Source organism: Caulobacter sp. GW821-FHT10C03 (assembly GCF_059415485.1).
Genome location: NZ_JBWKNI010000031.1, coordinates 1 through 21900, shown reverse-complemented (window position 1 = coordinate 21900; position 21900 = coordinate 1). Strand labels below are relative to the sequence as shown.

Genomic DNA, 21900 nt, shown 5'->3' with positions numbered 1-21900 from the left:
CCCTCAGATCACGTAGTCGTACACCACGTCGGCCAGGGTGTGGTCCATGGTCCGGGCCGGCTCTTCGCAGGTGGGGCAGTTGACCAGGCGGGCCGGCACGCCGGCGGCGGTGCAGTGCGGCGGGATCGGCTTGAGCACCACCGAGCCGGAAGCGACCTTGGCGTATTCGCCGACGGTGATGTTGCCCAGCACCTTGGCGCCCGCGCCCAGCAGCACGCCCTTGCCGATCTTGGGATGGCGGTCGCCGCGCTCGGCGCCGGTCCCGCCCAGGGTCACGCCGTGCAGCATCGAGACGTCGTCGCCGACCACCGCCGTCTCGCCGATGACGATGCCGGTGCCGTGGTCGATGAACACGCCCGCCCCGACGCGCGAGGCCGGGTGGATGTCGACCTGGAAGACCTCGCTGGCGCGGCTCTGCAGGTAGAAGGCCAGGGTCTCGCGATTGTTCTCCCACAGCCAGTGCGACACGCGGTGGGTCTGCAGGGCCAGGAAACCCTTGAAGAACAGGAAGGGCTGGACGTAGCCCTTGGTGGCCGGGTCACGCTCGAACACGGCGCGCAGGTCGGCCTCGGCCGCGGCGACGAGGGCCGGATCGCTCTCGAAGGCCTCGGCGGCGAATTCGCGGGCGGTCATGGCCCGCATTTCCTGGTCGCCGAGCTTGCGGGCCAGCTGGAAGGTCAGGGCGTCGGCCAGGTTGTCATGGCTGAGGATCACGGCGTTGAGCAGCGAGGCCAGGGCCGGCTCGGCCTTGGCGGCGTGTTCGGCCTGGTTGCGCAGGGCGGCCCACACGGGCGGCGCGGCGCGCTCGGTCACGACTTCAAGATGCTTGGCCACGGGGCTCTCCCTTCCCAGCGGAGACTAGAGCATATTTATTCAAAACGCCCTAGCCGAACGATCGGCGCACTGACTAGCGCCCCAGAACGCGCGCGGCCAGATCGGCCGGCAGTTCGCCCACGGACGCCATATGGTGCACCCGGAGCAGTAACGCCACCGTCAACGAGTCCGGCATCCGCCCAGTGACCGCCGCGTTCAGCGCTTCCTGGAACGGCACGCGGGCCACGGCCAGGTCCTCGGTGTCGTCGGGAGCGGTCTTGGTCGGCGACAGGTCCATGGCCAGGAAGCCGTGGGCGAACTCGTCGCTGATCGAGTTGGAAAGCTCCAGCTCGAGGATCAGCCGCCAGTCGGCGGCCACCAAGCCGACCTCCTCGGCCAGTTCGCGCTTGGCCCCGTCGAGCGGGTTCTCGTGCATCGGCGCGCCGCCCTCGGGGATCTCCCAGCTGTAGTTGCCACGCGGAAAGCGGGCCTGGCCGACCAGGGTCACCGTGCCGTCGGCGTGCAGCGGCACGATGCCGATCGCCTGGTTCTTGAACGACACCTTGCCGTACAGCGCCGGCCGGCCGGTCGGCGCGATGGTCTGGTACTCCGTCACCTCGATCCAGGGATTGCCGTAGACGACCTTGGCGCTGGTCACGCCCCAGGGCTTTCCGTGCGGCTTCAGCCAGATTGGATCGTCGGACATGAGCTCTCGACTTGTCTGAACCAGGGCGGGGCCATAGGTGACGTTTTCTGTAGCGCGCTTTCAGGAGATCGTCTTGGCCGGTTCCGTTCCCCCCGCCCCCGAATTCGGCGAACCGATCGCCATCGAACCGGCGCCCGAGGTGCTGGCCTTCCTGGCCCGCCGCCGCTCGGCCTCGGCCATGGCCCTGGTCGCGCCAGGCCCCAGCGAGGACGAACTGTCCGACCTGCTGCGCCTGGCCGTCCGCGTGCCCGACCACGGCAAGCTCGCCCCCTGGCGGTTCGTGCTGCTGCGCGGGCAGGCCAAGGCCGCCTTCGCCGAGAAGATCGCGCCCCTGGCCGCCGACCAGGCCAATCCGGTCAAGGCCACGGCCGCCATGCGCAAGCTGACCACCCCGCCCCTGGCCGTGGTGGTGATCGCCCGCCCGCTGTCGGACGAGGTGCCGAAATGGGAGCAGGTGATGAGCGCCGGCGCGGTCTGCACCCAGCTGCTGCTGGCCGCCTCGGCCATGGGCTACGGCGCCAACTGGATCACCGACTGGTACAGCTTCGACGAGCGGGCGCTTGAGATCCTCGGCGTCGCCGAGGGCGAGCAGGTCGCCGGCTTCCTCTACATCGGCACGAGCGCCGAACAGCCGCAGGAACGCGTGCGCCCGGACGTGGCGGCGATCACCAGCGAGTGGACGGCGTAGTTCCTTCTCCCCTTGCGGGAGAAGGTGTCAGCGAAGCTGACGGATGAGGGGTGGCACAGACGAAAAACGCCGCGACAGCTGATCGGCTGTCGCGGCGTCTTGCTTTTGAGAGACCCCTCACCCGACCTCCCTCCGGGAGGCCACCCTCTCCCGCAAGGGGAGAGGGAAACGGGTAATCACCCCCGGCCGCGATAGGCCGGCACGCCCTGCTCGGGCACCCACAGGCCTTCCGGCGCCGGGCCGGTCTGCCAGAAGACGTCGATCGGGATGCCGCCGCGCGGGTACCAGTAGCCGCCGATGCGCAGCCAGCGGGGCTTGGCGACCTCGACGATCTTGCGGCCCACCTTGACGGTGCAGTCCTCGTGGAACGAGCCGTGGTTGCGGAAGCTGGTCAGATAGAGCTTCAGCGACTTGCTCTCGATCAGCCAGTCGCCCGGCGCGTAGTCGATCACCAGGTGCGCGAAGTCGGGCTGGCCGGTCACCGGGCACAGCGAGGTGAATTCGGGGGCCACGAAGCGGGCCAGATACAGCACGTCGTTCTGCGGATTGGGCACGGCCTCGAGCACGGCGGCCTCGGGGCTCTCCGGCGCGGAGACGGTCTGGCCCAGTTGGGTCACGGAAAGTTCGGTCATGGTCGCGATTTAGGCCTCCGCCCCCGGCGAGACAAGCGCCCGCGCGCCGGTTACGGTGTCGCAAACAAGCGTTCGAACGCAGGAGGAAACGTATGACGGGTCGCGACTTCGACGGCTTTTCGGTGGTGGTCACCGGCGCGTCCACGGGCCTGGGGCGAGCGATGGCGGTCGAGACCGCCCGTCGCGGCGCGGCCCTGGTGGTGGTCAATTTCGCCAGCAGCGCAGACGAGGCCGAGGAGACCGCCCGCCAGGTCGAGGCTCTCGGCGCCCGCGCGGTTCTGGCCAGGGGCGACGTCGCCGACGACGCCGACTGCCGGCGGATCGTCGAGGCCGCCGCGCCCTCGGGCCGCATCGACGCCCTGTTCAACAACGCCGGCGTGACCAAGTTCGCCCCGCGCCACGCCGACCTCGACGCCGTGAACGCCGACGACTTCCTGCGGCTCTATTCGGTCAACGTGGTCGGCGCCTTCCAGATGGTGCGCGCCGCCCGCAGCCTGCTGGAGGCAGCGCCCCGCCCTGGCGCCGTGGTCAACACCAGCTCGATCGCCGGCGTCATGGGCAACGGCTCGTCGGTGCCCTACGCCGCCTCCAAGGGCGCGATGACCACCATGACCCTGTCGCTGGCCCGCGCCCTGGCCCCGAGGATCCGGGTCAACGCCGTCTGTCCGGGCTTCATCGACACCCCGTGGTTCGGCAAGGCCATGGACGAGGAGAAGATCGAGCGCCTGCGGGCCGGCGCGGCGGCCGCCACCCCGCTGCAGGTCGCCTCCAGCGCCGAGGACGTGGCCGGCGCCGCCGTGTTCCTGGCCTCGCCCGCCTCCCGCCACGTCACCGGCGAAACCCTGCTGGTCGACGCCGGCCTGCACCTGGGGGCCGCGACGATGGCGATGCGCTGAAGCCGCAGTTAAGCGCTAAACATCCACCTGGCGACAACTGTGGCCTAGGAAGCTGCTTATGAAGCAAATTCGTCACACATGCCCAAGTTTTGGACGACCCTTGTTCTTATCGCTGGCGCTGTCGCCTAGCTGATTGCAACTAGAGCACGGCCCGCAGTTAATCCTGGCTTGTGAACTGACGCGCTTGCAGGCGCCGCACAGGTTGGGAGCAAACTCCCGGCGGGCTAACAAAAAAGGGGATAGCACGGATGAAGTTCTTCAAGCTTTCGCTGGCGGCCGCCGCCGCGACGGTCGCCCTCGGCGGCGCCGCCATGGCCCAAGAAGTCAGCCTCTCGTACAATGTCGGCATCGCCAGCGACTACGTGTTCCGCGGCGTGAGCCAAACCCAGGAAGACCCGCAAGTGTTCGGCGGCGTCGATCTCGGCTACGGCATCGGCTACGCCGGCGTCTGGGCTTCGAACGTCGATTTCGGCACCGATGATCCGTCGGTGGAAGTCGACCTGTACGGCGGCATCAAGCCGACCGTCGGCGACGTGTCGTTCGACTTCGGCGTGCTGTACTACGGCTACGTCGAAGACAAGGGCCTGACCCCCGGCAAGTTCAGCTACACCGAACTGAAGGCCGCCGTGTCCAAGCCGTTCGGCAAGGTCACCCTCGGCGCCGCCGCCTACGTCTCGCCGGAATGGCCGGGCGACCTGGGCACCGCCACCTACGTCGAAGTCAACGGCTCGGTGCCGCTGAACGACAAGTTCTCGCTGAGCGCCGCCCTGGGCAAGCAATCGGTCGAAGACGCCGCCGACTACACCACCTGGAACGTCGGCGTCGGCTACGCCCTGACCGACAAGCTCGGCCTGGACGTCCGCTACTGGGACACCAGCGAGCATGACTTCGGCGACATCTACAAGTCGCGCATCGCCGTCTCGCTGAAGGCCGCTTTCTAAGCCAAGGCCCTTCGGTAAAGGATCAGCCGCCCGGGTTCGCCCGGGCGGCTTTTTCTTTGCCCGTTTACTGGGCCCGTTTACTTGGAACAACTTCGCCGGGGCTAGCCGCCCCAGGCGGCCTGGATCTCGGACGCGGTCTCCAGCAGGGCGAAGCTCAGCCCCAGGCTCTTGAGCGCGCCCTCGTGCAGGTCGGGCTCGTAGGCGGCGCAGGCGTCGCTGGCCACGAAGACGTGGTAGTCGCGATGGAAGGCGTCGCGCACGGTGCTGTCGACGCAGCACTCGGTCGTCAGGCCGCAGACCACCAGCGTATCGACGCCCCGCGCCCGCAGCCGCGCGTCGAGATCGGTGCCGACGAAGGCGCTGTAGCGCGGCTTGCGCACCACCAGTTCGCCCGGCCCGGGGAGCGGACCGTAGAAGTCGGCGCCGGACGTTCCGGCCCGGCAGATGGCCCGCTCGATCTCAGGATCGCCGCCCCGCCGGCGCATGCGCTCCAGCAAGGTGGGGGCGTCGGTCTGCGGCGTCGTCTCCAGGCCGACGAACACCACCGGCGCGCCGGCCGCCCGGGCCGACTCGACCAGGCGACCGGCCGCGTCCAGGGCGGCTTCGACCGCCGACAGGTCGACGCCGAACCGGCCGATCACCCCGTCCGGCGCGGCGAAGTCCACCTGCATGTCGACGACCAGCAGCGCCGTGCGCGCCGGCGCGATCCAGGTCGAAAGGCCGTCGTCGGCGCGGAGGGGGGCCGTGTTCAAGGATAGGCCTCCCGCAGGCCAGGCAGGATCTCGGCGCCGAACATGGAAAGACCGGCCTCGTAGTCGGGGAAGATCAGCATCAGCCCGTCCAGCTCGCAGGTTTCGACCAGGTCGCGGATCCGCGCCCCGCAGGTCGCCGGCGCGCCGATCACCGTCCGGGTCATGAACGCCCCCTGGCGCGCGGCGGTCTGCGCCAGGCGCTCGGGGGGCACGCCCCAGTTGGACAACATGGTGGTGACCGCCGCCATGTCCACCCCGTCGCGATAATGGTCGGCCAGGGCTTCGGCCTCCGCGTCGGTCGCCGCATGGACCACCGTGCACATGGCGTAGGTGCGGATGGCCTTGCCCAGCTCCGCCGCCCGCGCCTTGGCCCGACGGCTGGCCTCGCGCAGGGCCGCCTCGTCCTCGCCCCCGATGAAGCAGGCGTCGGCCTCGGCGACGGCGAAGGCAAAGCCGCGCTCGGAGACGCCGGCGCAGATCAGGTCCGGACGCGGCGCGCTGATCGGCTTGGGCTTGGACCGGCAGTCGTTCAACTTGAAGAACCGCCCCTGGTGGCTGACGCTGTCCTCGGTCCAGAGGCGCTTGACCAGGCGGGTCCATTCCTCGGCCAGTTCATAGCGGTCGTCGTGGCTCAGCGTGTCGTCCCAGGCGCTCATCTGGGCGAACTCGTCGCGATAGGCGCCGGCGACGATGTTGAGGCCCGCCCGGCCGCCGCTGATATGGTCAAGGGTGGCGATCATCTTGGCGGCCACGGCCGGGTTCTGCAGCAGCGGATGCAGGGTGGCCCAGATCTTCACGCGGCTGGTGGCCTCGGCCAGGGCGGCCATCAGGGTCACCGATTCCAGCGCCGCGCCCCAGTGGTCGGTCTCGCCGCCGAAGCCGCGGAACTTGGCCATCGACATGATGAAGTCGAGGCCGATCTCGTCGGCCAGCACGGCGGCGGCGCGGTTCTGGGCATAGAGGCCGTCCAGCGGCGGCGTCGTCTTCGAGACGATCCAGCCGCCATTGGCCACGGGCAGGAAGACGCCGAACTCCTTGCGTCCGTCCTCGCGCCCCATGCTCGCCTCCTGCCGTGCTCGCCCTGCTGGCGAGTCGGCGGCGACCATAGACCAAAAGGATGACGTTGCGAGACCTTGGGCGAGACCCCGGGACGAGGTATCGGCGTGCGGTATCAGGGCGCCGGGACGGCCTCCGTCTCCGCCGCCGCGAGACGCGGCTTGGGCGGACGCATCATCAGGGCCGCGACGAACACCACCGCGGTCAGGGCCGCGAACAGTTCGAAGGTCTGGGTGAAGCCCCCCAGCCGATCGCGCATGAAGCCGCCGATGAACGGCCCCGCCGCCGAGACCGCGCCCACCAGGCAGACCAGCGAGAAGAGCTCGACGTTGTTCCTGCGGCCGAAATAGTTGAGCAGCAGCAGGCTGACGGCCAGCACGGTGAGGCCAAAGCCCAGGCCCACGCCGACGGCGTAGAGGGCTTGCAGCGGCAGGGTCGTGGCCCGCGACAGGGCCAGCAGGCCCACGACCAGCAGGCCTTGCGCCAGGGCCAGCAGCCAGCGGGGATCGACCCGATCACCGACGGCCCCGCCGGCCAGACGCGCCACGACCTGCATCAGGCCTTCGGCGCTCAGCGCCCCGGCCGCCACCACCCCGGCCACGCCCAGCTGGGTCAGGTGGGCCTGGGTCAGGCTGGCGGCGGTCACCCCGGCCAGCAGGTGGCTGAAATAGGCCGCCACCAGGATGGCGAACTGCGGGGTGCGGACGGCGTCGCGGACGCTCCAGTCGTGGTCGGTGCGGAAGACGCGCGGATGGGCCGGCGCGGCCTTGGCGTCGGCGGCGGTCAGGCGGTCCATGGCCCGGCCCGCTTCCTCCAGCCACTTGGGTCCGCCGACAACGGCCGCGCAGAGCAGTCCCAGCACGCCGATGGCTAGCGCCTGCAGCGCCCAGTAGACCCGCCAGTGGCCGTCGAAGGCGCCTTGGCTGGCCAGCACCATCAGCGGCCCGGCCACGCCGCCCAGGGCGCCGCAGGTGAAGTAGATGCCGAACGGCATGGCCCGCTGGCGAAAGATCGCCGACAGCACGTAGGTCCCCGGGATCAGGGCCGCCGCCTGGAAGCCGACGCCCAGCAGGGCCGTGGCCAGGAAATAGGCCGGCAGGCCATGGACATTGGCCATCAGGGCCAGCCCCCCGGCCATCACGGCCGCGCCGGCCACCAGGGTCGCGCGCACGCCCCAGCGGCGGATCAGCAGGGTCGGCAGCCAGGACGAGGCGCCGGTGGCCACGCCCATGATCGAGAAGCCGAGGAAGGCGTGCTCCCAGCTCCAGCCCAGCTCCGGAACCATGGCCGGAATGACCACGCCCAGCGACGAATAGGTCGCCGCCGTGATCAGGAACAACAGCAAGCTGAAGGCGCCCAGCAGCAGCCAGGGGCGATGCTGGATCCGGACGTGGGCCATCAGAAGCGCCTCGCGAGAGTGACCCGCCACTCCCGCCCCTTGCCGGGCAGGGCGGCGAGGTTGGCGTAGGTGTCGGCGACGGGCGTGAAGTAGAGCTCGTCGAACAGGTTGTCGATGTTCAGCGTGGCCGTATAGGGGCCGTACTCATAGGCGACCGAGCCGCTGGCCACGGCGTAGGCCGGATAGACCGGCGCGCCGGGAACCGTGCCCGAGGTCTTGGTCACATGGGTGACGCCCAGCGTCGCGAAGACCTTGCCCCAGTCATGCTGGTCCGACGCGTAGGCGCCGTACAGGCTGACCACCGACTTGGGGATCAGGGTGTAGTCGTAGTCGCCCGCCCGGATGCTGGTGAAATCCCAGACCAGATAGGCCCCGCCATAGCCGTCCACGCCGCTGACGCCGACCGTGTAGACGGGGATGTACTGGAACGACTTGTCCGGCCCCTTCACCGTCGTGTGCTGGCTGTTGCCCGAGAAGGTGAAGCTGAAGTGGTCGCTGGCCAGCCAGCGCACCTCCAGCTCGACGCCCTTGGCGCGCGTGCCGGTCGGCACGGCGTTGATCCCCGTCAGCTGGGTGCGGTTCTGGCGATAGCCGGCCAGCGAGCCGATCAGCGTGCCCTTCAGCCACTGGAACTTCACGCCCGCCTCGGCCAGGTCGCTGTCCGACAGCCAGGCGTCGCTGGCGTCGGCCACCAGGCCCGGGGCGATGTCGCCCGCCTGGCTCATCTCCAGCGCCGAGGCCTTGGCGTAGGTCATGTAGGGCATCAGCCCGAAGGGCGCCTTGTAGCTGACGCTGGCCGTATAGGTCCCCTTGCCCTTGGCCGCCTTCTGCACGCCGGCGACAGTGTAGGACAGATAGCCGACGTCCTCCGACGTGACGTCGTAGTCGTCGTAGCGCCCGCCCAGCATCAGGTTCAGGCGCTTGCCCAGGGAAATGTCGGTGGTGAAGAACACGCCGGCCTGCGTCCACTTGGAGTGGTTGTCGTTCTCCCACGCCACGCCGTCGCCAGGATTGAACGGACTGCCGATGATGTCGGTCGCCGTGGCGCCGTACGACAGATCCCGGCGATCGAGCGCGATCAGGCCGCTGTTGAAGCTCTCGCGCCGCCGGCCGTCGAAGGCACGATATGAGGCGCCGACGAACGACTGGGCCCGCACCGCGCCGTCGAAGGCCTCGTTGCGGAAGTCCCAGGTCAGGCGGGCCTCCCAGACGTCGCTGTCGAACCAGGCCGGATAGCCGTAGGAGACGAAGCGCTTGTTCTCCAGGGAGTCGTAAAACAGCTGCAGCTTGACCGAGCTGTCGGGCGACAGCTTGCGGCCGATGTCGAAATAGAGGGTGTTGGTCGCCGTCTTCGAGAAGTCGGCGGCCGAGACGTAGACCGTGCGCGGCGACAGCTTGGTCGTACCCACCCCGGTGTCCAGCGTGTGGGCCGCGTCCGTCGTCGGAGAACCGAAATAGGCCAGGTACAGCGCGCTGGCGTAGGGGTAGTAGCCGATCTCGCTGGGCGTCAGCCGGCCGTTGCCGTCGCTGTCGACCAGGCTGGTGTCGCGGCCGGTGACATAGGTTCCGTTGTCGATCAGGTCCTGGGTCAGGCGGTTCCAGCCCGAGGTCTGCACGTCGCCCTGCGAGCGATAGATCATGCCGCCCAGCGCCACGCTCCAGCCGCCGCCCAGGTCGAAATCGGCCGAGACCTGGCCCGTCTGCCGCCTGGGATAGACGCCATGGTAGAAGCTGTGGTTGTCCTCGACCTCGCCATAGAGGTGGACGCCGCCGATCACCTGGCCGACCTCGACGGGCAAGCCGACCTGGGCCGTGGCGTCCTTCTTGTTGTAGTTGCCGTAGGTGAGGGTGATCTCGCCCTCGGGCTTTTCCAGATAGCCGCCCTCGCCCTTCCCGGACTTCGGGATGAAGTTCAGCATGCCGCCGACCTTGCCCGAGCCATAGATCGGGGTCGGCGGGCCGCGCACGATCTGGATCTGCTCGGCCGCCCCGATCGGCGTCGCGTAGGTGCCGCGGTTCTCGACGCGCTTGAAGCCGCGGAAGTAGTTTTCGGCCAGGGTGCCGCGGATGTTGAGCGCCCCCGGCACGCCGTAGAAGCTAGCCGTGTAGGTCCCCGGCGACACCGCCGTCAGGTCGTCGATGGTCTCGACGCCGTAGCGCTGCAGGGTCAGGCCCGAGACGAAGCTGGCCGAACGCGGCGTCTCGATCAGCGGCTTGTCCAGGCCGAACACCGTGTCGTTCGGCTGCTTTTCCAGCAGGCCGGCGTTGCGGTCGCGGGCCGTCACCACCACCGCGTCGACTTCCGTCAGCTGGTCGGCCGCCCGCGCCGAGGAGACGGCGGCGAGGCTCGCGAAAGCGCCGATCGAGGCGACGGTGGCGAGAAGGACGAGGCGACGAGACATGCGGCAGGCTCCGGGAAGCGGCGCCTTCGGCCCCGCCTCGCCGCACCAAATGGGGATGGCTTGACGTTCGTCAAAATCTCTTCTGACATTTTAGAACGAATTGCCAAAGCCCTGTGTCGAGAAAGCCTCACAGTTGGCGAGACGTTCCGCCGGCTGTCGCCCGCCGGCCACAGCCGGGCCTTCAGGCAGCCAGGCGCCGGGCCTCGATCCGGCGCGACGCGGCCTCGACCCGAAGCTCGTAGTGGTCGCCCTGGGTCACCTCCTGGACGTTGCGGGGACGATGGGCGACGACATTGATCCCGCCGGCGTGACGCAGACTGTCGAACAGGATCCCCGCCCCGCCCGAAGCCCGCACGGCCTCGCCCAGCACCTGGCCGGCCGTGTAGTCGTCGCTGGCGTAGACCTCGGGCCGCGCCGCCTGCTGGCCCCGGATGTCGAGATAGTCGCCCTCCAGCCTGGCCGAATAGACCCGGTACTGGCGGCTAAGCGCCTGCGCCCCCGTGGCGACCGCCTCGCGCCGCAGGTGGTGGGCCACCTCGGCCACCGCCGTCGTCAGCCGGGCGGCGGCGTACCAGGCGCCGAGGTCCGGGCCATTGAAGCGCATGCCGCCGGGCGCGACGTGCAGGAACGAGGCCATGACGATACTGGCGTTGGGCCGGCCATGGACCCGCTCATCGATCGGCAGGCGCGCCACGCGCTCGGCCACCAGGCGATCGTTGGTCCAGCCGGCCAGATCCATCACCGCGTCGAGATCGGCCGCCGTCGCCACCGTGTCGAACAGGCCGATCGGCGGAAAGCGCGACGGGATCAGCCGATAGCTCGGCTGCGGCGCCGGCGCGTAGGCCTCGCTCACGAGAAGACGATCTCGGCGTCGTCGTAGGCACAGAAGTCGCGGTCGAGATCGCCCGGCGGCATGTAGAGCCCGCCCCGCGCCGCATCGAGGAAGCGGCGCACGCTGATCAGGCCGTCCTGGGTTCCGCAGGTCAGCAGGTCCAGCGGCGGGCGGCCGCCGAACAGCGGGGCCGTGTGCGGCGTCCGCAGCCAGGCGACCGCCTCCCGCTCGCCCGCGTGCAGCACGCCCAAGGCCTGGTGCACGCCCAGCACCGCCGAGATGCGGGTCAGCATGTCGAGATCCAGCGTGACGTCGCGATGCTCCCGCACCGCCTTCACCCAGTTGTAGTAGGTCGAGCGCGACGGCAGGCCCAGCACCAGCAGGCGCTGGTCTTCGGACAGGTCCCACAGGTCGGCGATGGCCAGGAAGGTGCGCAGCCCCGGCCCGCTCAGCCGACGGCGGTTGGCCGGCGAGAAGCGCGACAGGTCCAGCACGGCCGAACCGGCGGCGACTTCGACAGGTTTGCGCTTGGCGACGGGCATGCGGGCCTCCATCCAGATCCGAATATAGTCCAAATATGGACTGGATGGAAGATCGCAGACTTCTCCCTTCCCCCTTGATGGGGGAAGGGTCGGGGATGGGGGTGATCTGCTGAGCAGGCGGCAGCGCGCGGCTTTCGACGCCGCACCACCCCCACCCACCCCTACCCCATCAAGGGGGAGGGCTAAGGACGGCGCGTTAAGCCTCCACCTGCGGCCGCTGAACGGCCTCGGGGGTGATGCTGAGGATGCGGATCATCGCCGCCTTCGAAGCCTCGACGTCGCCGCTGGCGATGACGTCGGCGACCTCGCGGTGCTGCTCGATGTCGGCCATCAGCTCGGCCTCGGTGGCCCCGCCGAACGAGAACACCCAGAAACGGGCGGCCTTGTGCTGGAGGGGGATCAGGATCCTGGCCAAAGCCAGGTTGCCCGAGGCGCGGGCGACGGCCGCGTGGAAGCGCTGATCCATGGCCACCAGGGCCGGCAGGTCGCGCGCCCGGGCGGCGTCCTCGGCCCCATCGAACACGGCCTTGATGGCGGCGATGTCGGCCTTGGAGGCGTGGCGGGCGGCCAGGCCCGCGCAGTGCGGCTCGATCAGGGCCCGCGCCTCGTAGCCCTGGCGCAGGTCCACCAAGTCCAGCGGCGCCACCGTGGTGCCCGAGCGGGCGCGGCGGATCACCAGCCCCTCCAGCGCCAGCCGGCCCAGGGCGTCGCGCACCCCGGCCAGGCCCGCATCGTAGCGCGCCGCCAGCGACTGCTCGTCCAGCCGCGCGCCGGGCGCCAGCTCGCCCAGGATCAGGTCGAGCAGGATCTTCTCGTAGACCTTGGCCTTCTGCAGGTCGGGCGACCAGTCCTCCAGCCCCGACGACGAGCAGACGTCCAGCACCAGCATGCGCGACCGCGCGCCGCCGGCGACACCGTCGTCAGGGGCCCGCAAGGGCGAAGGCTGGCGCACGAAACCGCTCCCGAAGGTTGTCTTCGAACTGATAGGTAAGCTGAAATGTCAGTTTCGCCTAGTGGCTTCGCACCCGTAAGGGTGCGGGCTCAGGCGATCCGGCCGCGCCTCGAAGGACGCAAAGCGCCCGCAGCGCCTCAGACGCCCTGCATCGGCGGCTGGAACAGGCCGGTCGGCGAGGCGGTGAACACCTCGCAGCCGTCTTCCGTCACGCCGATCGAGTGCTCGCACTGCGACGACAGCGACTTGTCGCGGGTCACGGCCGTCCAGCCGTCGCCCAGCACCTTCACCGCCGGCTTGCCCAGGTTCACCATCGGCTCGATGGTGAAGAACATGCCGGCCTTCAGCACCGCGCCCTGACCGGGACGGCCGAAGTGCAGGATGTTGGGCGAGTCGTGGAACACCTTTCCCAGGCCGTGGCCGCAGAAGTCGCGCACGACGCTGCAGCGCTGGGCCTCGACGTAGCTCTGGATGGCGTGGCCGATGTCGCCCAGGGTCGCGCCCGGCTTCACCACCGCCAGCCCGCGGGCCAGGCTTTCATAGGTAATGTCCACGAGGCGGCGGGCGCGCGGCCCGACCTCGCCGACGCCGTACATCCGCGAGGTGTCGCCGTGCCAGCCGTCGACGATGACGGTGACGTCGATATTGGCGATGTCGCCCTCGCGCAGGGTCCAGTCGCCCGGGATGCCGTGGCAGACCACATGATTGCGCGAGATGCAGACCGTCTTGGGATAGCCGCGATAGAACAGGCAGGCCGGCAGGGCGCCATTGTCGAGGATGAACTCGCGGGCCAGCGTGTCCAGGTGGTCGGTCGAGACGCCCGGAACCACGTGCGGGATCAGCATGTCCAGGCACTCGGCGGCCAGACGGCCGGCCTTGCGCATGCCTTCGAAGTCTTCCGGCTTGTGGATCTTGATCTCGCCCGTACGGGTCTCGGTCTCGATCTCGAAGGCGTCGTCGAGGGTCATGGGCGGCTCAATCTCAAACGGGGCGCGTCACGCGGGGGAGCGCCAGGAACAAATGTCGGTCGGGCTTATGTCGCGACTATAGCACGAAAGTTCAACGGGCGTCGCGAGGGGTTGGCCCCTTGAGCCGCTGAGGGCAAAGAGCCAAGCCCTATTGGCACACGATCGCGCGAACGGTCGCCCTCGGAATCACATTTCGAGGCCCTAGGCACATGGAAGAGCGCGCCTACTTACAAGGATGATAGCGAGGTGTCCACGCGCCGCCTAACCCACGGGAGAGCGCGGAAGAACCAACAGCGTATTTTAAGGGCGACGAAAAATCTCGCCGATTTTCGATCGGACCTCCCTCGAAGTAATCACCGTTATTCAGCATCGACGAACGGTTCCAGATGCACCTGCTGGAACGTGTCGAACACCTGAACCATCCCACGCCACTGTCCTACGAAACCCGGCGCAGCGATCTGCATATGGACCCTCCGGAAAGCGACGCTGCCGCCGACACTATGAAGACAGCAGATCGTGTGTTTCTGGCCCTTGAATAGGGGGAGGTGCGAGGTGGGCGTAAACTGGTAGTTAAAGCCGTAACCCGCCCAACGCTGTTCAGGGTCTTCAACGATCTGTGTTCCAAGCGGCGTCCACGACAGCGCAGGCTGCGTGAACTGAAGCTCCTGCCCAACGGTGACAGTCACCGAAAAATATTTCACCAGCGCTGGCGAAACGTTCTCGATGTTGATGGCGATATCGCAGCTGCCATGCTCGTCTCGGTTCATCAGGAGCATGTTGGCCACGATCAGCGGTGCCTCGTTCCGACGCATCAAGTCCTTGATCTCGTGATCGAGCATCGCTTGAGCCTTGGTGTCATACCGGCGGAAGTACTGTTTGTAGAGCCGCGACTGATGTGGGGCTAGGGTGGTCGCCTGCGGAACATCAATGACGAACGCTCGCTGACCGTTGTCCAACGGAACTGGGAATACCGCGACGCCGTGTATAGCCGGTTCGATGTTGCTGGTCAGGATGTCGTTGATCCGCTCCGGCTTGAGGTCGGCGACAGAAATGCCGTCGTCAATCGCAGCAGCGACGCCTTTTGCCTCTCTCACACCGAAGTAGATGCGACCACCGGCGGCGTTCGCCAAGGCGGTGACATCCTTCACGAGTTCTCGGCGCCTTTCGTCAGCCTCTTTGCCCGTAAAAAGCAGAGCCTCGGACTGCTTGAACTCCACCGTCTGCCCCTCGGTCAGCCCGATCAGGGCCTCAAGGTCGGCTTGTTTCCATTCCGATAGCGGCTTCAAGTGTTGCTCCATCGAGGCCTGGCAAGGTGCCTACCCGAATTCATGTCCTGACATGGTCGTGGCGTTGATCGCGATTTTGGCGACTTCCAAGAATGAAGCACTCATGCGCTCGTACTCGTCGCGGAGGGACAGTTCACCTTGTTCGAGGCCACCCTTGATCCAGTCCCAGTACACATATGCCGCCTCTAGCGCTGGGCTGAAGTTGGGGAACCTGTCGCTCGACGGGGCAAGCGAACGGTGGGCCGCATTCTCGTCTCGATAGGCCTTGATGGCGGCATGGTACTTTCGCCATTCCTCCTGAGACATTCCGACCGCTTTCAGCAGCGCCTCTCGAAAGGCGTCGGCCTCAAACATGTTTTTCCAGTGCAGCTTCTGGTTCTGCTGGTGGTCAGAGCCGAAGAGGATGCACCAGTCGATCACGGCGGTGTCGTACATCCCACCGGAGATCACACCCCAAAACACCGCCGTCCGCTTTACGCCGATCTCGTTGATCGCTCGATTGAGCGCCACCGCCCGAACGATGGTGACGAGGGTGTCGCGCGCGAATTTCTTGTTGGTATCGGGGAAGAGCATACCCGCAGCTTAGCAATGGGCTCTGCCGCGTAAATAGAGGACACCCCGGCTCACAACCCTCCACGCCATCCCCCAGCCAGACGGCACGGGCAGCGTCATCGGCGACCGTCCCTGCCTGACCGCCCAGCCCATCGAGCCCCTCTCTGCTAGCCGCGATGCGCGCCCAGCCGGACAACGACTAAGACTAGGCCACTATCGTATCGCGATCGTCGAACGGACCGCGCATACGGCGGCTGATCCGGACCTGTTCCGTGGACATGTCGCAGGCGTAGACCAGTACCTCGACACCGACGGAATGCGCCACGTCCAGCCCGCGCGCGAAGGCCGGGTCCAGCTCGCGGCAGGCCTGGAAATCCTCGCAGTCCTCGCGCTGCACGACGAACAGCGCCACCGCCCGGTGGCCCTCGGCGACCTGGGCGGCCAGGTCCTCCAGGTGGCGGGTCGAGCGGGCGGCCTTGCAGTCGGGAAACTCGGCCAGGCCCGGCGAGCGCGACAGGTGGACGTTCTTGACCTCCAGCCAGCACGGCGGCCGGTCCGGATCGGTGAGCAGGAAGTCCACCCGGCTGGCGGCCGCGTACTTCACCTCCGGCCGCACGTTGGCGTAGCCCGTCAGTTCGGGGATCACGTCGTTCGCCAGCGCCTCGGCGACCAGCTTGTTGGGCAGCATGGTGTTGACGCCCACCAGCCCCATCCCGTCCGCCCCGGCCGCCTCGACCAGTTGCAGCGTCCAGGCCAGCTTGCGCTTGGGATCGTCGGAGAACGACACCCAAGCCCCCTGCCCCGGCAGGTTCACTCCCAGCATCGCCCCGGAGTTCGGACAGTGCGCGGTCACCTCCCGCCCGTCGTCCAGCACCAGATCGACGAAGAAGCGCTTGTAGCGCTGGACGATGCGGCCGTGGGTAAGCGGTTGCGGCAGGAGCATGCGAAGCCTAAGTCGAGTAGCTATCCAGGATAGCGTTTAGGGGACGGCGACCATGACGGCCAGCAAGGATCGGGTGACGGCGGCGGTGCTGATCATCGGCGACGAGATCCTGTCGGGCCGCACCCAGGACGTGAACCTGAACGCCATCGCCAAGTACCTGGCGACCTACGGCGTCGACCTGGCCGAGGCGCGCGTGGTGCCCGACGTCGAGCAGGAGATCGTCGAGGCGGTCAACGCCCTGCGCACCAAGTACGACTACGTCATCACCACCGGCGGCATCGGCCCCACGCACGACGACATCACCGCCGACTCGGTGGCCAAGGCGTTCGGCGTCACCGCCCCCGAGCATCCCGAGATCATGGCCCTGCTGCGCGAGCGCTGGGGCGAGCCCAACGCCGCCCGCCGCCACATGGCGCACGTGCCCGAGGGCGGAACCCTGGTGAAGAACCCCGTCCAGGGCCCGCCCGGCTTCCAGAAGGAAAACGTCTTCGTGCTGGCCGGGGTGCCGGCGATCATGCGCGGCATGCTCGACGACGTCGGCCCGCGCCTGCGCACCGGGGCCGTGGTGGTCGCCACCACCGTCCGCGTCACCGGCACGGGCGAAGGCACGATCGCAGCCCCGCTGGAAGCCGTCGCCAAAGCCCATCCGGACCTGTCGATCGGCAGCTATCCGTTCTTCGCCCTGCCAGACGTCTACGGCGCCAGCCTCGTCATCCGCGGGCGCGACCCCGCCGAGGTCGAGGCCGCCGCGGTCGAACTGGAAAAGGCCCTCGCCGACCTCGGCGTCACGGGCGTGGAGCGGCTGGAGGCCTAAAGCATTTTCGAGCGAAGTGGATTCCGGTTCGCGTGAAGAAAATGCGTTAAAACAAAGAATTAGTTCTGGCCTGATGCGATCAGGTCGGAAATCTAATCCTCCTCACCGGCCTCGATCATCGCCTGGGCCAGGCCCACCATCGCTCGCTGGGTCTTGGGACCGGCCTGGGCGTAGGCGCTCAGCAGGTCCAGCGCGCCGGGCAGGGTCAGGGCCGCCAGCATGCCGGCGCTCTCCTCGGCGGGGGCGTCCTCGCCCACCAGGGTGGCGACCGAAGTCTCCAGCCGGGCGGCGATGCGCACCAGCATCGAGGCCGACACGCGGTTCTCGCCGCGCTCGTACTTCTGGATCTGCTGGAAGGTCAGGCCCAGGGCCTCGGCCAGCTCGTCCTGGCTGATTTTCAGGTAGCGACGACGAATACGAATGCGCGTTCCGACGGCGAGGTCGATGGGATCCGGGCCGGCTGTCGTCATCTAGGCATGTCCGAAAATCAAAGAACTCGGCTATCTATCGGCGTGGCCGCCCCGCGCCGCAACGCACTTCATCCCTAGATCGAGTGGAGCCGATTCGCTCGCCCCCATGGACACGCCTTCCAATCCCGCCGCCGGCCTCGAACTTCTGACCAAACGCGAGCGCGAAGCCCTGCGCCTGGTCAGCGAACACAGGCTTTCCAAGGAGATCGGCCCGCTGATGGGGGTCTCCAAGTCGCGCGCCGACGCCCTGGTGGAAAGCGCCTGCCGCAAGCTGGGCGTCAACGGCCGCCGGGCCGCGGCCCGGGTGCTGAGCGAGCATGAACGGGGAATCGATCCCCCGGTCGGGCCGCCCGCCGACTATGGGACTCGATACCACCCCGACCCAATCGGACTGGCGGGCGCCCCGCCGGCCTCGCCACCGTCGTCCTTGCGTAAAACCGAGGCCTACGACGACCGTGACATCCGACCAGAACACCCCCGCCCCAGTCAGCCTGCAGGAGCATCGCCTGGGCATGCTGGTGTGGAAGGCCCGCCAGATCAGGCAGGCGGTGACCGCCTTCGAACAGGCCTGGCCGCCCCTGCCCCCCGAGCCGCCGGTCCCGCCCTTCGGCTGGTCGCAGCTGCAGCGCCAGCTGACCGACCTCGCCCCGCCGGAACTGGCCCCGTTGGTGACCGACCTGGTCTCGGCGATCCGCAAGGAAGCGGCCGCCAAGCCGCCCGAGATGGTGCTGAGGGAGATCCTGACCATCACCGCCACGGTGCTGGACGAGAGCTTCCGCGAGAAATGCGCGGAGGATTCGACCATGCTCTGACCCCCGCCTTCCGCCTGCTGGCCGTCCTGGCCATCGCGCTCGGCTTCGCCATGCTGATCGGCGGGCTGCTCAGCGCCCGCCAGGTGGTCGAGCTCTTCCAGAACCTGCGCCACGGCTGAGGCCGCCTTTCCCCAGAAGGCGCCCGCCGGCGCCTTCGCTCAACGTCCGGATCGCGGCCCGCCGAAGCCGCCGGACCTTTCGAGGGGAACTCCACATGAACCGCCGCATCGTCGCCGAGCATCTCGCCACCCGCCTGTTCACCGCCGAGGAGGCCGTCGACAACACCCTGGCCGCCATGGGCGAGCTGATCGCCGCCATGCCCCGCGCCCGCCTCCAGGCCCGGGTCGCCGCCGGGGTGGGCCAGCAGGCCGTCGACCACGTGATGGTGGCCGCCTCGGGCCTGGCGGACGTCCGCCGCTCCCTGATCGCCGCCCACGGCGCCCTGTCCGACGCCAAGGACCAGATCGGCCTGCGCCGCGTCACCCTGGTGGGCGGCGGCGACAAGGAAGAGCCCGACTCCACCCGGGGCCAGCTGGAAGTGGTGAAGTCGGCCTGAGGCCCCAGCGCCCCCTTCGCCCCTTTGCCGATCCCGCGATTCACCGCGACAATGGCCCCCGGACACGTTCGGGGGCCGCCTTGTTCTCAATCCTGCCGACCCAGCTGGGCGCCGGCGCCATGTTCGTCATCTGCGGCGTCGCCCTGTGGATCGGCGGCCGCATGGAGCGCGGCCTGGCCATCGCCACCATCCTGGCCTGGGTGGGCTCGGCCGCCCTGGAGATCGACGACCACCGCATCCCCCAGTGGGGCATCTTCGCGGTCGACCTCGTCTATCTCGGCGTGCTGGGCAGCCTGGCCCTCTTCGACCGCCGGATCTGGCTGCTGTTCATGGCCGCCTTCCAGCTGCTGATCGTCCTGACCCACGTCGCCTTCGCCCTCGACCGCTCGCTGATGCAGTGGGGCTTCTTCTCGGCCTACTACCTGTGGAGCTACGCCGAGCTCGTGGCCTTCGCCATCGGACTGGCGGCGCTGGCGTGGAGGCGGAGGAAACAGGCTCGCCGCTGAGCGAGGGTGGCCGGCCCGGGCTGGGACGCGCGAGCCGGCCGGCGTCCGACAGTGTGGAGTGGAAACGAACGCGCGCCCGACCTCGCGGGAGTCGCCGCGCTCATCTGTGCGCTGCCGCACAAGGCGCTCTAGATGGCTGAAAAGCTGGTGCGGGTAGCCGGGATCGAACCGGCAAGGCCCATCATGGCTTCGCTCCAACCTTGGCAAGGAGGCTAGCGAGGCCAAGTTCTGGAGCTCCATCATCCTTGACTATACCGTCGGCAGATGACCGGAAGATCGCCGGTAAGATCAGTGCTCGATCTTTTTCATCCGCACCTTTCTCAGATATTAGAGCTAAGTAGCACGTAACCAATACCGCACGCTCTTTCGCATCATGTTCGAGGTGATGCTCACTCAGATAAAGACGAGTTAGCAACCTCCCAATCCACAGCAAAACACCGGTCACAGTCGCCAACCCCGCACCGATTATGACGAGCGCGGTACTCGACGGCTTTGTACCTAAATGTTCCAAATACAACAGGCCGCCAGATGCCGTGAAAAACATCGTTGGCAAGCCAATCAAAGCACCGACAAAAAACCATCGCAACCGCTCCAAGCGATTTGGTTTCTCCGCTCCATGCTCTCTAGCTTTTGCCATCCAATAATCGACAGAAGCACGCAGAGACATATCTTCGCGATAAGCCGTTTTTAGAGCCTCAAGGTCCTCACCACCTTGTTTAACTTGATCTTTAAAGATAGAATTCTGCTGCTCAAATACGACCAAGGCACGATTTGTAACATCAATTCCTTTTTGATATTCCACCTGAATTTCAGCGACACCCTGTCGGTCTAGCAGACTATTTCGCAAATTTGGCTCCGCTGCCAAAAGCGCGCCACGCATCGCTTTCGCAGTGCGCGCTTCACCCAACGAAACAGCTCCTATTGTCGCGGCATACGCAAATGCCGCAGTCTCTGCATGCTCCCCCTCCAATAACTCAAGTAGAAAATCGCCCACCCGAGTTCCAGAGAGTATTAACTGCGGATCTTGAAGGGGCTCTTGGATTGCCCCCTCCAATGCAATGACAGGTCGTTCAGGTTCGACCTCCTGGGCGACCCAACGTAATTTTTGGTACGCGTGACGCGGTGCCTTACCAAATCCATAGCCTTCCTGAAGTTCCATCAAACGCGTCCAGGTCAAATCTTCTCTGGCCGCCCACGCCGTTACCTCGTCCCGATCGTAAAAAGTGAAGCTCGCATCTTGGAATATGAAATTGAGCGGGCCAGGCATTAGGGCTGCGTCCTCTTCTTGGCGCAAATGGAGCGCAAAAGTAGAGTTGAAACCATTCGACACCACAAGCTGCGAAGCCAAGGCGCCGTTCAAAGCATGATATCGGAGTTTGGTGCGGGCAGCCGGGGTCGAACCGGCAAGACCTTGCGGCCGGCGGATTTTAAGTCCGCTGCGTCTACCAGTTTCGCCATGCCCGCGCGCCTGGTGACCCTGGCCTAGCCTAGCTGCGGGAGGTCGTCGAGCCCCTCAATCTGCGGTCCAGCCGCCGTCGACGACGAGGGAGGAGCCGGTCATCAGGGCCGAGGCGTCGGAGGCGAGGAAGACGATGGCGCCCATCAGGTCCTCGACCTGGCCGAGGCGCCCGAGCTTGATCTTGGCGAGCACGCTCTGCAGGAACGCCGGATCCTCGAAGAACGGCTTGGTCAGCGGGGTCTCGATGAAGGTCGGGGCGATGGTGTTGACCCGGATGCCGTGCGGGGCCAGGTCCAGCGCCATGGCCTTGGAGAGGCCCTCCAGCGCCCACTTGCTGGCGCAGTAGAGGGTGCGGTTGGGGCCGCCGACATGGCCCATCTGCGAGGTCATGTGGATGATCGAGCCCTTGCTCCCCGCCTCCATCATCCGCCCGGCGACGGCCTGGGCGACGAAGAAGGCGGCCTTCAGATTGAGGTCGAGCACGGCGTCGTAGTCGTCGACGCTGACGTCGGTGAAGGGCTTGGGGCGGTTGGTCCCGGCGTTGTTGACCAGGATTTCGAAGGCCGGACGCTGGGCCAGGGCCGCGTGAACGGCCTCGACGTCGCCGACGTCCAGCACCAGCGCCTCGGCCGCTCCGCCCTGCTCGCGGATCGCCTGGGCCGCCGCCTCGATCTCGCCGGCAGAGCGGGCGACCAGGGTGACGGCCGCGCCGGCGTCGGCCAGGGCCGCGGCGGCGGCCAGGCCGATGCCTCGCCCCGCCCCGGTGACCAGGGCCCGGCGGCCGTCCAGCCGGAACGACGGCGTGCTTGGCAACACAAGAGGGGGCAGCTCCATCGCCCTACCCGCCCCTATTCCGCCGCCAGCACGGGCGAGGCCGCGCCGGCGTAGGGCACCTCGCGATGGCCGTAGCGGCGCACGCGGAT

At 67.6% G+C, this 21900-nt stretch carries 25 protein-coding genes, 1 tRNA gene and 1 pseudogene; 9 read left to right on the top strand and 18 right to left on the bottom strand.

Annotated features, from left to right (window positions below; genetic code table 11):
* Window positions 1-3 precede the first annotated feature (3 nt).
* Complete coding sequence (cysE, locus tag AC07NG_RS24640) at window positions 4-834, bottom strand: serine O-acetyltransferase (RefSeq protein WP_110120676.1); 831 nt, start codon at window positions 832-834, stop codon at window positions 4-6.
* Window positions 835-907: 73 nt separating this feature from the next.
* Window positions 908-1519 (bottom strand): NUDIX domain-containing protein, encoded by a 612-nt coding sequence (locus AC07NG_RS24635; protein ID WP_494596975.1) that lies wholly within the window; start codon window positions 1517-1519, stop codon window positions 908-910.
* A 73-nt stretch (window positions 1520-1592) separates the two neighbouring features.
* On the opposite strand from AC07NG_RS24635, the gene AC07NG_RS24630 reads away from it, so the two are divergent.
* Entirely contained in the window at window positions 1593-2207 is a 615-nt protein-coding gene (locus tag AC07NG_RS24630; RefSeq protein ID WP_494596973.1) for a nitroreductase family protein, read from the top strand.
* Between the two features lie 176 nt (window positions 2208-2383).
* On the opposite strand, the gene queF is transcribed toward AC07NG_RS24630, so the two are convergent.
* Entirely contained in the window at window positions 2384-2839 is a 456-nt protein-coding gene (gene queF / locus AC07NG_RS24625; RefSeq protein ID WP_110121693.1) for a preQ(1) synthase, read from the bottom strand.
* Window positions 2840-2931: 92 nt separating this feature from the next.
* On the opposite strand from queF, the gene AC07NG_RS24620 reads away from it, so the two are divergent.
* The gene (locus tag AC07NG_RS24620; protein ID WP_494596972.1) at window positions 2932-3735 is read left to right on the top strand and encodes an SDR family NAD(P)-dependent oxidoreductase; all 804 of its coding nucleotides are present in this window, start codon (window positions 2932-2934) and stop codon (window positions 3733-3735) included.
* 248 nt (window positions 3736-3983) lie between these two features.
* Window positions 3984-4676 (top strand): TorF family putative porin, encoded by a 693-nt coding sequence (locus AC07NG_RS24615; protein WP_487291737.1) that lies wholly within the window; start codon window positions 3984-3986, stop codon window positions 4674-4676.
* A gap of 101 nt (window positions 4677-4777) precedes the next feature.
* On the opposite strand, the gene AC07NG_RS24610 is transcribed toward AC07NG_RS24615, so the two are convergent.
* From AC07NG_RS24610 to sfsA, 11 genes are all read right to left on the bottom strand, one after another.
* Window positions 4778-5428 carry a cysteine hydrolase family protein gene (locus AC07NG_RS24610; protein WP_494596970.1) on the bottom strand — a complete coding sequence of 217 codons (651 nt, stop codon included), beginning with the start codon at window positions 5426-5428 and terminating at the stop codon, window positions 4778-4780.
* Window positions 5425-6486 carry an LLM class flavin-dependent oxidoreductase gene (locus AC07NG_RS24605; RefSeq protein WP_494596969.1) on the bottom strand — a complete coding sequence of 354 codons (1062 nt, stop codon included), beginning with the start codon at window positions 6484-6486 and terminating at the stop codon, window positions 5425-5427. Before AC07NG_RS24605 ends, AC07NG_RS24610 begins: the two co-directional genes overlap by 4 nt.
* A 113-nt stretch (window positions 6487-6599) precedes the next feature.
* Window positions 6600-7883, bottom strand: a complete 1284-nt coding sequence (locus AC07NG_RS24600) for an MFS transporter (RefSeq protein ID WP_494596968.1) — start codon at window positions 7881-7883, stop codon at window positions 6600-6602.
* Window positions 7883-10285 (bottom strand): TonB-dependent siderophore receptor, encoded by a 2403-nt coding sequence (locus tag AC07NG_RS24595; protein ID WP_494596967.1) that lies wholly within the window; start codon window positions 10283-10285, stop codon window positions 7883-7885. The genes AC07NG_RS24600 and AC07NG_RS24595 overlap by 1 nt, the downstream gene beginning before the upstream one ends.
* A 181-nt stretch (window positions 10286-10466) precedes the next feature.
* A complete protein-coding gene (locus AC07NG_RS24590) occupies window positions 10467-11138 on the bottom strand; it encodes an RES family NAD+ phosphorylase (protein ID WP_494596966.1) in 672 nt (223 codons plus the stop codon).
* Window positions 11135-11659 carry an antitoxin Xre/MbcA/ParS toxin-binding domain-containing protein gene (locus AC07NG_RS24585; protein ID WP_494596964.1) on the bottom strand — a complete coding sequence of 175 codons (525 nt, stop codon included), beginning with the start codon at window positions 11657-11659 and terminating at the stop codon, window positions 11135-11137. Before AC07NG_RS24585 ends, AC07NG_RS24590 begins: the two co-directional genes overlap by 4 nt.
* Window positions 11660-11855: 196 nt before the next feature.
* The gene (locus AC07NG_RS24580; protein ID WP_492857476.1) at window positions 11856-12548 is read right to left on the bottom strand and encodes a GntR family transcriptional regulator; all 693 of its coding nucleotides are present in this window, start codon (window positions 12546-12548) and stop codon (window positions 11856-11858) included.
* A 200-nt stretch (window positions 12549-12748) separates the two neighbouring features.
* Entirely contained in the window at window positions 12749-13579 is an 831-nt protein-coding gene (map, locus tag AC07NG_RS24575) for a type I methionyl aminopeptidase (RefSeq protein ID WP_492857451.1), read from the bottom strand.
* Between the two features lie 359 nt (window positions 13580-13938).
* On the bottom strand, window positions 13939-14865 hold the full coding sequence (locus tag AC07NG_RS24570; RefSeq protein ID WP_494596962.1) for an AlbA family DNA-binding domain-containing protein: 927 nt from the start codon (window positions 14863-14865) through the stop codon (window positions 13939-13941).
* A gap of 30 nt (window positions 14866-14895) precedes the next feature.
* Entirely contained in the window at window positions 14896-15438 is a 543-nt protein-coding gene (locus AC07NG_RS24565; RefSeq protein WP_494596960.1) for a hypothetical protein, read from the bottom strand.
* A 184-nt stretch (window positions 15439-15622) separates the two neighbouring features.
* A complete protein-coding gene (gene sfsA / locus AC07NG_RS24560) occupies window positions 15623-16360 on the bottom strand; it encodes a DNA/RNA nuclease SfsA (protein WP_494596958.1) in 738 nt (245 codons plus the stop codon).
* A gap of 52 nt (window positions 16361-16412) precedes the next feature.
* Here sfsA and AC07NG_RS24555 point away from each other — a divergent pair, with 52 nt between their 5' ends.
* Window positions 16413-17174 carry a competence/damage-inducible protein A gene (locus AC07NG_RS24555; RefSeq protein ID WP_494596956.1) on the top strand — a complete coding sequence of 254 codons (762 nt, stop codon included), beginning with the start codon at window positions 16413-16415 and terminating at the stop codon, window positions 17172-17174.
* 92 nt (window positions 17175-17266) lie between these two features.
* On the opposite strand, the gene AC07NG_RS24550 is transcribed toward AC07NG_RS24555, so the two are convergent.
* Complete coding sequence (locus tag AC07NG_RS24550) at window positions 17267-17644, bottom strand: helix-turn-helix domain-containing protein (protein ID WP_487291747.1); 378 nt, start codon at window positions 17642-17644, stop codon at window positions 17267-17269.
* Window positions 17645-17750: 106 nt separating this feature from the next.
* Here AC07NG_RS24550 and AC07NG_RS24545 point away from each other — a divergent pair.
* From AC07NG_RS24545 to AC07NG_RS24525, 5 genes and pseudogenes are all read left to right on the top strand, one after another.
* Window positions 17751-17939: pseudogene (locus AC07NG_RS24545) on the top strand (LuxR C-terminal-related transcriptional regulator); the annotation flags it as partial.
* Between the two features lie 160 nt (window positions 17940-18099).
* Entirely contained in the window at window positions 18100-18456 is a 357-nt protein-coding gene (locus AC07NG_RS24540) for a hypothetical protein (RefSeq protein ID WP_487291748.1), read from the top strand.
* Window positions 18429-18575 (top strand): hypothetical protein, encoded by a 147-nt coding sequence (locus AC07NG_RS24535; RefSeq protein WP_199228593.1) that lies wholly within the window; start codon window positions 18429-18431, stop codon window positions 18573-18575. Before AC07NG_RS24540 ends, AC07NG_RS24535 begins: the two co-directional genes overlap by 28 nt.
* Before the next feature lie 95 nt (window positions 18576-18670).
* Window positions 18671-19012 (top strand): hypothetical protein, encoded by a 342-nt coding sequence (locus AC07NG_RS24530; protein ID WP_110121678.1) that lies wholly within the window; start codon window positions 18671-18673, stop codon window positions 19010-19012.
* An 80-nt stretch (window positions 19013-19092) separates the two neighbouring features.
* A complete protein-coding gene (locus AC07NG_RS24525) occupies window positions 19093-19518 on the top strand; it encodes a hypothetical protein (protein ID WP_494596954.1) in 426 nt (141 codons plus the stop codon).
* Between the two features lie 181 nt (window positions 19519-19699).
* On the opposite strand, the gene AC07NG_RS24520 is transcribed toward AC07NG_RS24525, so the two are convergent.
* From AC07NG_RS24520 to AC07NG_RS24510, 3 genes are all read right to left on the bottom strand, one after another.
* Window positions 19700-20866, bottom strand: a complete 1167-nt coding sequence (locus tag AC07NG_RS24520) for a DUF6161 domain-containing protein (protein ID WP_494596952.1) — start codon at window positions 20864-20866, stop codon at window positions 19700-19702.
* A 29-nt stretch (window positions 20867-20895) separates the two neighbouring features.
* Window positions 20896-20982 (bottom strand) — tRNA-Leu (locus tag AC07NG_RS24515).
* Window positions 20983-21031: 49 nt separating this feature from the next.
* Window positions 21032-21790: an SDR family NAD(P)-dependent oxidoreductase gene (locus tag AC07NG_RS24510; RefSeq protein ID WP_494596950.1), complete on the bottom strand. Its 759-nt coding sequence runs from the start codon at window positions 21788-21790 to the stop codon at window positions 21032-21034.
* Between the last annotated feature and the right edge of the window lie 110 nt (window positions 21791-21900).